The sequence below is a fragment of the Microbacterium sp. SL75 genome, from assembly GCF_026625865.1.
Classification (GTDB): Bacteria; Actinomycetota; Actinomycetes; order Actinomycetales; family Microbacteriaceae; genus Microbacterium.
In genome coordinates, this window is sequence record NZ_CP113067.1 from 1,088,787 (window position 1) to 1,101,671 (window position 12,885).

Genomic DNA, 12,885 nt, shown 5'->3' on the forward strand with positions numbered 1-12,885 from the left:
GCCCTTTCACGCTCCCCGCCGGGAGGACCGCCCTCGTACGGCGTCCCTCCGGGCGGGGAGCGTTCTCGTTCGCGTGGCGCGGGTGATCCGGAGTCCGGGCTGCCCCGCGGGGCAACCGGGACCGGGTCGCCGTATCCCCCCCCGCCCGCATAAACGCTATTTGCGCGCAGAAACACGCTCTGCTCGCGTTTCTGCGAGCAGAGCGTGTTTCTGCGCGGGGGTCGAAGGAGCGGGAAACGGCGCTCGTGCACGGGACGTCGAGCGAGCAGAGACGGCGTTTATGCACGGAGTGTCGAGCGAGCGGGAGACGCGCCGCATCCTCGAACGCAGAGGGGGGATGCCACGCCCTCGACGCGGCATCCCCCTCGCTCCCGCTACTCGACGATCTCCGCCTCGATGACGTCGTCGTCGCCCGGCTCCGGTTGCGCGGGGCCGGTGCTGACGAGCACGAGCGAGTCGCCGTCGCTGGCCACATCGACCCGCACGACGTCGCCGTCACGCACCGTTCCGGCGAGGATCGCCATGGCGAGGCGGTTCTGGATCTCGGTCTGGATCAGACGGCGCAACGGCCGGGCGCCGTACATCGGGTCGTAGCCGCGCTCGGAGAGCCACGACCGGGCATCGGGTGTGACCGCGAGGCTCAGCCGCCGCTCGCGCAGGCGCTTGTGCAGCGCGTCGACCGCGAGCTCGACGATCTGTGCGAGGTCGTCCTGGCTGAGCGCCTGGAAGATGACGATGTCGTCGAGGCGGTTCACGAACTCGGGTTTGAAGGCCTGGCGCACGAGCGCCTGCACCTGCTCGCGCTTGGAGTCGATCGACAGGGTCGGGTCGATGAGGATGGGCGACCCGAGATTCGAGGTCAGGATCAGGATCACGTTGGTGAAGTCGACCGTGCGACCCTGGCCGTCGGTCAGGCGACCGTCGTCCATGACCTGCAGCAGCACGTCGAACACCTCGGGGTGCGCCTTCTCGACCTCGTCGAGCAGCACGACGCTGTAGGGGCGCCGACGCACGGCCTCGGTGAGCTGCCCGCCGGCCTCATACCCGACGTACCCCGGAGGGGCACCGACCAGGCGCGAGACCGAGTGCTTCTCGCCGTACTCCGACATGTCGATGCGCACCATGGCGTGCTCGTCGTCGAAGAGGAAGTCGGCGAGCGACTTCGCCAGCTCCGTCTTGCCGACGCCGGTCGGGCCGAGGAAGAGGAAGGAGCCGACCGGGCGATTCGGGTCGCTGATGCCCGCGCGCGAGCGACGCACCGCGTCGGACACCGCCTTCACGGCATCCTTCTGTCCGATCAGGCGCTTGCCGAGCTCGCGCTCGAGGTGCAGCAGTTTCTCGGTCTCGCCCTGCAGCAGGCGCCCCACCGGAATCCCCGTCCACGCGGCGATGACGGCCGCGATGTCCTCGTCGGTGACCTGATCGTTGACCATGCGGTCGCCCGCCGGTTCTTCGCGCTCGGCGACCATGAGCTCGCGTTCGAGAGCCGGGATCTCGGCGTAGAGGAGTCGCGATGCCCGCTCGAGGTTGCCCTCGCGCTGCGCGCGCTCGGCGTCGACGCGAGCGGCATCCAGTCGGGTCTTCAGATCACCGACGCGGTTGAGTGAGGCGCGCTCGCGCTCCCACCGGGCCTGCAGGTCGTCGAGCTTGGCCTGTTCGGCGGCGAGGGTCTCGCGCAGGGTCGCCAGGCGCTCCTTCGACGCGTCGTCCTTCTCTTTCTTCAGCGCGAGTTCCTCGAGCTTGAGGCGGTCGACGTGTCGGCGCAGTTCGTCGATCTCCAGCGGCGCGGAGTCGATCTCCATTCGCAGCCGCGAGGCGGCCTCGTCGATCAGATCGATGGCCTTGTCGGGCAGCTGACGCGAGGGGATGTAGCGGTTGGACAGGGATGCCGCGGCAACGAGCGCCGCGTCGGCGATCGCGACCTTGTGGTGAGCTTCGTACCGCTCCTTGAGGCCGCGCAGGATCGCCACGGTGTCTTCGACCGTGGGCTCGCCGACGTAGACCTGCTGGAAGCGCCGCTCGAGCGCCGCATCCTTCTCGATGAACTCGCGGTACTCGTCCAGCGTGGTCGCACCGATCAGGCGCAGTTCGCCGCGCGCGAGCATCGGCTTGAGCATGTTGCTGGCCGCAACCGACCCCTCGCCGCCACCCGCGCCCATGAGAACGTGAAGTTCGTCGATGAACGTGATGATGCGGCCGTCGGACTCGGTGATCTCTTTGAGGACGCTCTTGAGGCGCTCCTCGAACTGGCCGCGATACATCGCCCCCGCGACGAGAGCCGAGATATCGAGCGAGACCAGCTCTTTGTTCTTGAGGCTCTCGGCGACGTCGCCCGCGACGATGCGCTGCGCGAGCCCCTCGACGACGGCGGTCTTGCCGACGCCGGGTTCGCCGATGAGCACGGGGTTGTTCTTCGTGCGCCGGGTGAGCACCTGGCTGACGCGGCGGATCTCGCCGTCGCGCCCGATCACGGGATCGAGCTTGCCCTGGCGAGCCCGGTCGGTGAGGTTGATGCCGAATTGCTCGAGGGCGCTGCGCGCGTCCTCCTGCCCCGGCTGTTGTGTGGCGTTCATATGTTCTCCTGAAAGTCTGTTCGCCGCCTCAAAAGTTGAGCTGCGTTGACTCAAGTTTAGCAGCGCGGGAGTCACGGGGCAATGGGGGTCGGGGCACCCGAGACGGGGCCGTGACACGGGGAAGACCCGGTTGAGGTTGAGGTCGAGGTTGAGGTTGAGGTCGAGGTCGAGGTCGAGGTCGAGGCGGAGGTCGAGGTCGACGTCGACGTCGAGGTCGACGTGCGGGCCGAGACGGGCCGTCATGCGGAGCGTTGCCGCGCCACGCCGGTGGGGGCGGCGGCGAAACGGCGTGTCGGCGTCGTTCTCCGCCCGACGGCCCTGCCCCGCGGCTCGGCTTCGGGCACAAACCACACCCCGCCGCACACGTCGCCACGGACCGTCGCGCGGACTTCCGTCCGACACGCCGCCGCCACGCCCGCCGGAACAGGCGTCGGCCGCGAACTCCGCACGACGGCACGGGCCGTCGGGCCGTCGGCCCACCGGAGACGGGCCACCGACCGTGCCACGAGCCGGACCACCAGGACACCGGGCCGGGACACCGGGACACCGGGTAGGCGCACCAGGACATCAGGCCAGAACACTGGGCCAGGACACCGGGACACCGGGCAGGCACACCGGACCGAAGCGCAGAACCGGGGCACCTGTCCGGGCCGGCGCACCGGCCCACCGGCCGAATCACCGGCCAGGACACCAGCCAGGCACACCGGGCCGAGGCACAGAACCGGGGCACCTGTCCGGGCCGGCGCACCGGCCCACCGGCCAGACCACCGGCCGGGACCCGTGGAGACCGGAACCCAACCCGGCGAACTCAGGCCGGGATCGGTTCCTCATCCCGCGCGGGAACATCAGCCCCGGATGCCACGGGCTCGCCGCACGAGAAACGCGCGCGGTACGCCGTGGGGGTCAGCCCCATCGTGCGGGCGAAGTTCTGGCGCAGCACCGCGGCCGAGCCGAAACCGCACTCCGCGGCGATCCGATCGAGGCCCAGGTCGGTCTGCTCGAGCATCCGCTGGGCGTGCAGCAGACGCTGACGCGCGAGCCACGCGGCCGGGGTCACCCCCAGGTCCGCCTTGAACCGCCGAGCGAAGGTGCGCGGCGACATGTGGGCGCGCGCCGCGAGCCGGTCGACCGAGAGCTCGGCATCCAGGTTCTGCAGCATCCACTCGGTGACCGGGGCGAGCGAGAGCGAGGAATCGATCGGGATCGGTGAGGCGATGAACTGCGCTTGGCCTCCGTCGCGCTGGGGCGCCACGACCATGCGACGGGCGATGCGGTTGGCGAGTTCGGAGCCCAGCTCCTGACGCAGCAGGTGAAGGCTCGCGTCGAGCCCGGCGGCGGTGCCGGCACTGGTGATGATGTTCCCGGACTGCACGTAGAGCACATCGGGATCCACCTCGATCCCGGGGTACATCCGCGCCATGACGTCGGCGTAGCGCCAGTGCGTCGTCGCCCGCTTGCCGTCGAGGACTCCGGATGCCGCGATCACGAACGACCCGCTGCATACGCTCAGCAACCAGGCGCCGCGCTCGTGAGCCCGACGGACGACCTCGATCACGCGCGGGTCGACGGCTCCCCACTGCGCGCGCGGTATCGGCGCGAGCACGAGAATGTCGACGTCGGCGGCCGCATCCAGTCCGTGTTCGACGTTGACCGAGAACCCGATGTTCGACGGCACGACACCGGGGTGGGGCGCGACGATTCGGAAGTCGAAGTTCGGGATGCCGTCATCGCTGCGGTCCAAGCCGAACGCCTCGCAGGCGAGACCGAACTCGAACGGGGCGAACCCGGGCTGGATGACGACGGCGACCGAGCGCATGCGAACCTCCGGTGTGGCAGAAATCTGACGACAGGCGTCCATCATGCCACTCGTGGGCACCATTCCTCTACCCGTAGCTTTTCTGCCATGGCTTACTTCATCGCCCTCGGCATCCTTTCTCTGGCCGGCATCGTCGGAACCGTGTGGCTCGTCCGCACCGACGGCTACGGCCGGGTTCCCACGGACCCCCGGCGTGCGGATCCGCGAGAGCCCCGCGCGGCGAGGGGCGAGGCCCCGCGAGAGCCCCGCGCGGCGAAGAACCAGGCGCCGCTCGAGACGCTGCGGGCGGCAGCCCCCGAGGCCCGGCACGCCGCGACCGGCCCCGCCGTCGCGCCCACACCGTGACGGTCACCGCCGCGCACGGTCTCAGACAGGGAAACACACCCCGATCCCGGATGCCGGCACCCCGGCGCGTCGCGACACGCTCCGTCCGCGCGCGTGCGGGGTCTTCCGATCCGCTCGGACCGGTCGTCTTAGCGGCCCGCGGCGACCGCGCGAGCGTACACGTCGACCATCGCCGCTGTGCGCGAGGACTGGCGGAACCGCTCGGCGATGGAGGGATCGGGCACGATCGGTGAGCCGGCGGCGACGTCGTCCGCGGCACGGCGCAGGGTCTCCGCAAGCGCCGGGACCGTGGCATCCCGAACCGCCCAGACGCCCGAGCCGAGCTCGGCGGCGATGTCGGGGTCGCTCACCACGGCGGGGGTCCCCAGCGAGGCCGCCTCGAACACCGTCATGCCCTGGGTCTCGAACCCGATCGAGGTCTGCACGACGACGTCGGCATCGCCGAGACGCCGGAGCGTCTCGGCGTAGGGAAGGCGGCCCGAGAAGATCACCGAGGCCACGGGCGACGACCGTTCGATCAGTCGTCGCGCGGCGCGCAGCTGGGCCCCGCCGCCGACGATCTCGACCTCGGCGTCGATTCCCGAGGCGACGACCGCCTCGAGGAACGGCAGCAGGCGCTTCTCGGGACTCATGCGGCCGAGCCAGATGAACCGCGGGCGGCCGGGCCGGCGAACCCCCGCCTCGGCACTCAGTGCCGCGTCGAGCACATCGTCGTCGATGCCGTTCCAGATGACGTCGACCGCATCGGCCACGCCGTGCGTCTCGAGGCGGCGGGCGAAGTGGCCGGAGGGGGCGGTGACGGCTCGCGAAAGGTGGGCGAGCTGTCGCAGGAACGCCCACCCGTCGGCGGGGCGCGGGGTCGCCGGACTCGGCGCCACTCGCCGACCTCGCGCAGACGCGACCGAGCCGTCCGAGGTCGGCGCGCTCGCGCGAGACCCGACGGCATCCGGAAGCACTCGCCGCGCCCAGGCGTTGAGCGCGCGCAGCACGAGCCCGGGGAAAGGCGCGGTCGCCTCGATCCCCACGTCGACGCGGTTGTGCATGGTGTGCACCACCGGCAGGCCGTGGCGAGCGGCGTAGCGGTGGCCGATGAACGCGCCCCAGAAGTCGGCCTGCACGTGTACGACGTCGACCGGGAGCCGCGCGCCCATCTCGGCATCCAGGAATCTGTCCGTCCGGGCGCCCGGCCAGGTCAGCGCGTACTCGCGGTCAGGGGTGATCGCGATCGACGGCAGGTCGAGGTAGGCCGCGTCGTGGTCGGCCGGTCGATGCAGGCGCGGCGCCACGACCGTGACGACGTGACCCGCGCGCTCGAGGAAGCGCTTCTGCAACCGCATCGACACCTGCGCGCCGCCGAGCGACTCGAGGTGCTGGTCGGCGAACATCACGACGTGCACGGGCGTTACTCCGGCAGCGGTCGACCGCGGTACAGCGCCTCGAAGGTGTCGAGCGTGCGGTTGATGTCGTGCACGGCGACGGCATCGAGGGACGCCTGCTGCATACGCTTCCGCTCGTCGGGAGCCGCACTGAGCACGTCGGTCAGGCGCGCGGCGAGCTCTTCGGCATTGCCCGGCTCGAAGAGGTAGCCGTTGTCTCCCTCGTGCACGAGGTGCGGGAGGGCCACGGCGTTCGCGGCGACGATCGGCAGGCCGGATGCCATGGCCTCCATCGTGGCGATCGACTGCAGCTCCGCGATCGAGGCGATGGCGAAGACACTGGCCCGTGAGTACAGCGTGCGCAGGTCCTCTTCGGAGGCGTGTCCGTGGAACGTCACCCGCGAGGCGACTCCGAGCTGCTGCGCGAGGGTCTCGAGCTTGGCGCGCTGGTCGCCGCCGCCGACGATGTCGAAGGTGGCATCGAGAGCGGGGTCGAGCTGCGACAACGCCGTCAGCACGACGTCGATGTGCTTCTCGGTCGTCAGGCGCCCGACGAACAGGATGCGGTTGGCGTCGCGCGGCGTGAAGTCGGGCCGGTAGTTGGAGCGGTCGATACCGCACGAGATGGGGATGACGCCCGAGATGTCGATCGTCGACTCGAGGAAGTCGGCCGCCTTGCGGGTGGGGGTCGTCACCGCACGCGTCATCTTGAACGTGCGCTCCGCGTCGGCCCAGGCCAGCTTCACGAAGAGGCGGTCGAGCGCGTCGGGCAGGGTCGTGAAATCGAGGATGTTCTCGGCCATCACGTGGTTCGTCGCGATCACCGGGATGCCGCGCTTGCGCGCCTCACGGGCGAGACCGCGACCGATGATGATGTGCGACTGGATGTGCACGACATCGGGCTTGATCTCGTCGAGCAGGATGCGGGCGTAGTGCTTCGCGCGCCACGGGAACACGAAGGTGAGCCAGTCGTGCGGCAGGAAGCGGTGAGAGGGCAGCCGGTGCACCGTCATCGGCTGGTCTTCGATGACCTCTGTGCCGGTGCCGACCTTGCCGTGCTGCGCGCTGGGGGCCGCGACGTGCACCTCGTGTCCGCGGGCGACGAGACCCGCCGCAAGACGTTCGGCGAAGCGGGCGGCACCGTTGACGTGCGGGAGGAAGGTGTCGGCGCCGATGAGGATCCGCAGCGGCCGATCGGGGGTCGGCACCGCTTCGGGCGCGGTCGAGGAGTCGCTCGACGCGGCGGGCGCGGGAGGATCGGCGGGCGTCGCAGGAGTGGTCACGAGGGGTGAGGCCTATCTATGCGGCGGTCGTGGCGAGGGGAAGGTGCATGCGCTTCCCCACTGTACCCGAGCGAATTTCGGGGGCCCCGGGCCGCTTCACGGGTGGCGCCGACGGTCCCCCGGATCCCGGACGGACGACGAAGCCCGCCCGGCGCGGAACCGAGCGGGCTTCGAGGGCTGACGCGAAGCGGTGACGTCACTCGTCGGGTCGGGGCTCGGAGGCGGGGACGCCCTGCGCGGGACGCGGCGGACCATCGGTACCCGCCGCGGCAGGGACCTCGGATGCCGCCACCGCCATCGCCGAGACCACCACGGCGTCATCCGTCGCCGGTGAGCGCTGCGGGTCGCCGTCGCGCTGCCCCTCCGCCGAGACCGGGTCGAGGTCGGTCGTGGCCTGTTCGAACTGCGAACGGTAGAGGCGGTAGTACGCCCCCTCGAGCGCGATGAGCTCGTCGTGCGTGCCCTTCTCGACGATGTCGCCGTGCTCCATTACCAGGATGAGGTCCGCATCGCGGATCGTCGACAGGCGGTGCGCGATCACGAACGACGTCCGCCCCTGGCGCAGCGCGGCCATCGCCTGCTGCAGCAGCAGCTCGGTGCGGGTGTCCACCGACGAGGTCGCCTCGTCGAGGATCAGCACCGACGGGCGCGCGACGAACGCCCGCGCGATCGTGATGAGCTGCTTCTCGCCCGCCGAGACGTTGGCTGCGTCCTCGTCGAGCACGGTGTCGTACCCCTCGGGGAGCGAGTGCACGAACTGGTCGACGCGGGTCGCCACGGCGGCCTCGATGATCTCGTCGTCGGTGGCGCTCTCGCGGCCGTAGCGGATGTTGTCGCGGATCGATCCGGCGAAGAGCCAGGGATCCTGCAGCACCATGCCCGTACGCGAACGCACGTCGTCGCGTCGGAGCTCGGCGATGTCCTGCCCGTCGAGCAGGATGCGCCCGCCGTCGAGCTCGTAGAACCGCATGATGAGGTTCACCAGAGTGGTCTTGCCCGCACCGGTCGGGCCGACGATCGCCACGGTCTGCCCGGGCTCCACCCGGAACGACAGGTCGGTGATCAGCGGCCGCTCCGGCGTATACGAGAACCGGACGTTCTGGAACTCGATGACACCGCGTCCGTCGACGTGGGTCGGGGCGTCCGCGGCGTCGGGGTCCTGCTCCTCGGCGTCGAGAAGCGCGAAGACGCGCTCGGCCGAGGCGGTGCCCGATTGCACGACCGCTGCCATTCCGCCCAGCTGCGACAACGGCTGCGTGAACTGCTGCGAGTACTGGATGAAGGCCTGCACGTCACCGAGGCGGATCTGCCCGCCGGCCACCATCAGTCCGCCGAGCACGGCGATGCCGACGTAGGTGAGGTTTCCGACGAACATCATGCCCGGCATGATCATGCCCGAGAGGAACTGCGCCGTGAAGCTCGCCCGGTACAGCTCCTCGTTCTCGGCCTCGAACTTCTCGCGCGCGTCCTTCTCGCGGCCGTAGACCTTCACGAGGGCGTGACCCGAGAAGGACTCTTCGACGCGGGCGTTCAGGCGACCGACCTTCTTCCACTGCTCGCCGAAGGCCTTCTGCGACTTCGGCCCGATGACGCCGAAGATGACCGCCATGAGCGGCAGCGAGACGAGGGCGACGAGCGCGAGCTGCCACGAGATCGTGAACATCATGATGAGCACGCCCACAACGGTCAGCACCGAGGTCAGGGCGCTCGAGAGCGACTGCTGCATCGTCTGCGTGATGTTGTCGATGTCGTTGGTCACGCGGGAGATGAGTTCTCCGCGCTGGACCCGGTCGAAGTACGACAGCGGCAGGCGGTTGATCTTCGCCTCGACGTCTTCGCGCAGGCGCCACATGGTGCGCACCATGATGACGTTGATCACGTAGCCCTGGATCCACGACAGCAGCGACGAGCCGACGTAGATCGCGAGCACCGTCACGATGACGCGTCGGAGCGCGTCGAAATCGACCCCGGCCCCCACGGAGAAGTCGTCCATCGCGCCGACGATGTTGGCGATGTCGTTCTGACCGGCGGAGCGCAGTGCGTCGACGACCTCGACCTGCGAGGTGCCGGCGGCGAACTGCTGGGCGAGGCCCTTCGAGACGACGCCTTCGAAGATGATGTTCGTCGCATCCCCCAGCACGCGCGGTGCGAGCACCGCGAGGACGACGCCGAGGGCGCCGAGGATCGATACGAAGACGAAGGCCGCGGCGTGCGGCCGCAGAAGCCCGACGAGGCGGCGGAAGCTGGGGCCGAAGTTCGAGGCCTTCCCGGGCGCGACGCTGTCCCAGCTGCCGGAGTTCAGTCGCGCCTGTTCGGCGAGTTCTGCCTCGGCGCGCTCTTCTTCGGTGAGGGTGTCGGGAGTGCTCATGCCTCGACCCCCAGCTGCGACTCGACGATCTCGCGGTAGGTGGCGCTCGTGGCGAGCAGCTCGTCGTGCGTGCCGAGACCGGCCATGCGACCGTCTTCGAGCACCACGATGCGGTCGGCGCCCGTGATGGTCGACACGCGCTGCGCCACGACGATCTTGGTCACCTCGGGCAGCTCTTTCCACAGCGCTTGTCGCAATCGAGCGTCGGTGCTGAGGTCGAGTGCCGAGAACGAGTCGTCGAACACCAGCACCGCGGGGCGGTGCACGATGGCTCGCGCGATCGCGAGGCGTTGGCGCTGACCGCCCGACACGTTCGTCCCACCCTGTGCGATGCGCCCCTCGAGCCGGCCCTCCATCGCCTCGACGAAGTCACGACCCTGAGCGATGTCGAGGGCATGCCAGAGCTCGGCGTCGGTGGCCTCCTCGCGTCCGAAGCGGAGGTTGGATGCGACCGTGCCACTGAAGAGGAAGGGCCGCTGCGGCACGAGCCCGATGCTCTTCCACAGCACGTCGAGATCGGCCTGTCGAACGTCGACACCGCCGACGCGCACGGCACCCGACGTGACGTCGAACAGGCGTGGGATGAGCGAGACGAGTGTCGTCTTGCCCGCACCGGTGGAGCCGACGATCGCGACGGTCTCGCCGGGTCGGGCCGTGAAGCTGATCCCCGAGACGACGGGAGACTCCGCGCCCGGGTAGGCGAAGGCGACGTCGTCGAACACGATCGCGCCGGGTTCGGGCAGTCGCTCGACGGGATTCGCCGGACGCTCGAGCGTCGAACGACTGTCGAGCACCTCGCCGATGCGCTCGGCCGAGACGGCGGCGCGCGGGATCATGACGGTCATGAAGCTCGCCATGAGCACCCCGCCGAGGATCTGCGCCACGTATTGGATGAAGGCGAACAGCGTGCCGATCTCGACGCCGCCGGCATCGACCTGGATGCCGCCGAACCAGATGACACCGACCACCGTGACGTTGAGGACGAGCATCGCCAGCGGGAAGAGCAGCACGAAGAGGGAGCCCACCTTGCGACCCACCACGAGGATGTCGGTGTTGGCCTCGCGGAAGCGCTCTTCTTCGATGCGCTCACGGACGAAGGCCCGCACGACGCGAACTCCCGTGAGCTGTTCGCGCATGACGCGGTTCACCGCGTCGAGCTTGGTCTGGTAGCTGCGGAACAGCGGCACCATGCGCGCGATGATGAGCCCGGCCGCCACGAGCAGCGCGGGCACCGCCACGGCGATCAGCCAGCTGAGACCGACGTCTTGCTGCAGGGCCATGACGATGCCGCCGATGGCGAGCAGCGGGGCGCTGACCAGCATGGTCGCGCCCATCATCGCCAGCATCTGCACCTGCTGGACGTCGTTGGTGTTGCGCGTGATGAGGGAGCCCGCGCCGAACTGCGACAGCTCGCGCTCGGAGAAGCCGCTCACGCGCTCGAACACATCGAGGCGGATGTCACGGCCCGCGGCCATCGCGGCCCGCGCGGCGAAGTAGGTGGCGATCACGGATGCCACGATCTGCCCGAGCGAGATCACGAGCATGAGCCCGCCCTGCGACCAGATGAAGCCCGTGTCACCGCGCGCGACGCCGAGGTTGATGATGTCGGCGTTCAGGCGCGGGAGATAGAGCGTCGCGATCGCGGACGCCGCCTGGAACACCAGGATGGCGACCAGCAACCAGCGATAACGCGAGAGATAGCGGATGAGAAGTTTGCCGAGCACGAAGCCCTCCGAAGAGATCGACGCGGTCGCGATGACCGCTGGGCCCAGACTGGCACCGACCTCCGACAACGGCCACCCGCTCCGGTATGGGGGCGTTCTCCCGCCGCGAACGCCGGGAGTCGGCATCCCGCTCCCCGGCGCCGGATCGTAGGCTGATCGCATGTCCCGACTGCAGGCCGACGCCCCCGCCGACCTCTGGGTGCCCGTGACGGGTTCGCTCGGCTTCCGCGGCCGCCGCCACCGGAAGGCCGCGATCGGCATGCTGCTGAGCCAGGCCAATCAGGCCGCCGGCGCCGCTCCGAAGCCGGGCGGCGGTGCGTTCGCCTGGATCCTGAGCCAGGCGGCGCCCCTTCTCATGCGCCGCGCGGCCGGGCGCGTGCTCGTCTGGGTCTGGAAGAGCGACCCCGAGCTGCTCGTCGTGATGGCGCAGCTGCAAGAGGCCACGCCCCAGCTGCGAACGGCGCGCGCGATGATGCCGATGGAGTACGACGACACCGAGTCGTTCCGAAACCCCCATCTCGGTGTGGGCGAGAAGCTCGCGATGCCGCTCCCGAGCGATCCGAAGACGCCACCGTTCGCCACCTACACGTGGGACACGGGTTCGCACTTCGTCACCGTGACGGCCGTGTGCTCGGATCGCGAGCGTTTCGGCACGGTCATCGCGTCGGTCGACGAGGTGGCGCGCACGATCCGGGTGGTCGACGACATGAAGCTCGGCGAGTCGCCCACGGTCCTGCGACTCGACCCGGCCTGACCCGGGGAACCGTCCGGAGAACGGGCGTCGAGTTCGACACGGGGAGATCTCGGCGGAACCGCCCTGTTACCGAGGCGCACCCCTGTGTCGTCGTACCGACGGAGCAAGACGGGTGTTATCGGCCGACAGCTCGGGAGAGACCGAGAAGAAGACGGCGCGTCAGTCGCCGTGCATGTCGCGCGGCCGCCACAGCACGATGTCGGTGGCGCGGCGCACGCGGGCTCCGTGGCGGAGGGTCACGACCGATCCGGTCGCCCCGGCCGCGAAGACACGGGCCCCGGGGCGGGACTGCCGCTCGATCGTGAGCTGACGTTCGAGGTCGTTCACACGGCGGGCGAGCTCGTGCACCCGCTCCTCGAGGGCGAGCAGGCGGGCGATGGCCGGCAGGCTCATGCCCTCGCCCGACAGGCGTGCGACTTCGCGCAACTGCTGCACGTGGCGGCTCGAGTACCGCCGTGACCCACCCTGTGTGCGCGCGGGCACGACGAGACCGAGCCGGTCGTACTGCCGCAGGGTCTGCGGGTGCATGTTCGACAGCTCGGCGGCCGCGGCGATGGCGAAGATCGGAGCGTCTTCGTCGATCTCTCTCTCGGACACGTCTTCACCTCATTCGTCGTGCCGGGTGCGGTGCCGGGTTCTCGGCATC

Annotated in this window: 9 protein-coding genes; 2 read left to right on the forward strand and 7 right to left on the reverse strand. The window is 69.8% G+C overall.

The features are described from left to right. Positions 1-374: 374 nt before the first annotated feature. Together OVA17_RS04945 and OVA17_RS04950 are read right to left on the reverse strand one after the other, a co-directional pair. Positions 375-2,573, reverse strand: coding sequence for an ATP-dependent Clp protease ATP-binding subunit (locus tag OVA17_RS04945; protein WP_267789359.1), 2,199 nt, complete (start codon positions 2,571-2,573; stop codon positions 375-377). Positions 2,574-3,381: 808 nt separating this feature from the next. Beyond that, positions 3,382-4,389 (reverse strand): GlxA family transcriptional regulator, encoded by a 1,008-nt coding sequence (locus OVA17_RS04950; RefSeq protein ID WP_267788571.1) that lies wholly within the window; start codon positions 4,387-4,389, stop codon positions 3,382-3,384. A gap of 87 nt (positions 4,390-4,476) precedes the next feature. Here OVA17_RS04950 and OVA17_RS04955 point away from each other — a divergent pair, with 87 nt between their 5' ends. After that, positions 4,477-4,734, forward strand: a complete 258-nt coding sequence (locus tag OVA17_RS04955) for a hypothetical protein (RefSeq protein WP_267788573.1) — start codon at positions 4,477-4,479, stop codon at positions 4,732-4,734. Between the two features lie 128 nt (positions 4,735-4,862). Here OVA17_RS04955 and OVA17_RS04960 read toward each other — a convergent pair whose 3' ends face one another. The 4 genes from OVA17_RS04960 to OVA17_RS04975 all read right to left on the reverse strand — a co-directional run bounded on the left by OVA17_RS04960 (position 4,863) and on the right by OVA17_RS04975 (position 11,485). Then, positions 4,863-6,131: a glycosyltransferase gene (locus OVA17_RS04960; protein ID WP_267788574.1), complete on the reverse strand. Its 1,269-nt coding sequence runs from the start codon at positions 6,129-6,131 to the stop codon at positions 4,863-4,865. 5 nt (positions 6,132-6,136) lie between these two features. Next, positions 6,137-7,393, reverse strand: a complete 1,257-nt coding sequence (locus OVA17_RS04965; protein WP_420712429.1) for a glycosyltransferase — start codon at positions 7,391-7,393, stop codon at positions 6,137-6,139. Between the two features lie 196 nt (positions 7,394-7,589). Further along, positions 7,590-9,761, reverse strand: a complete 2,172-nt coding sequence (locus OVA17_RS04970; RefSeq protein ID WP_267788575.1) for an ABC transporter ATP-binding protein — start codon at positions 9,759-9,761, stop codon at positions 7,590-7,592. Beyond that, positions 9,758-11,485: an ABC transporter ATP-binding protein gene (locus tag OVA17_RS04975; RefSeq protein ID WP_267788577.1), complete on the reverse strand. Its 1,728-nt coding sequence runs from the start codon at positions 11,483-11,485 to the stop codon at positions 9,758-9,760. Before OVA17_RS04975 ends, OVA17_RS04970 begins: the two co-directional genes overlap by 4 nt. A gap of 160 nt (positions 11,486-11,645) precedes the next feature. Between OVA17_RS04975 and OVA17_RS04980 the strand changes: the two genes are divergently transcribed. Beyond that, complete coding sequence (locus OVA17_RS04980) at positions 11,646-12,239, forward strand: hypothetical protein (RefSeq protein WP_210076852.1); 594 nt, start codon at positions 11,646-11,648, stop codon at positions 12,237-12,239. A 159-nt stretch (positions 12,240-12,398) separates the two neighbouring features. Here OVA17_RS04980 and OVA17_RS04985 read toward each other — a convergent pair whose 3' ends face one another. Beyond that, positions 12,399-12,836, reverse strand: a complete 438-nt coding sequence (locus tag OVA17_RS04985) for a heat shock protein transcriptional repressor HspR (RefSeq protein ID WP_056224717.1) — start codon at positions 12,834-12,836, stop codon at positions 12,399-12,401. Positions 12,837-12,885: the final 49 nt, after the last annotated feature.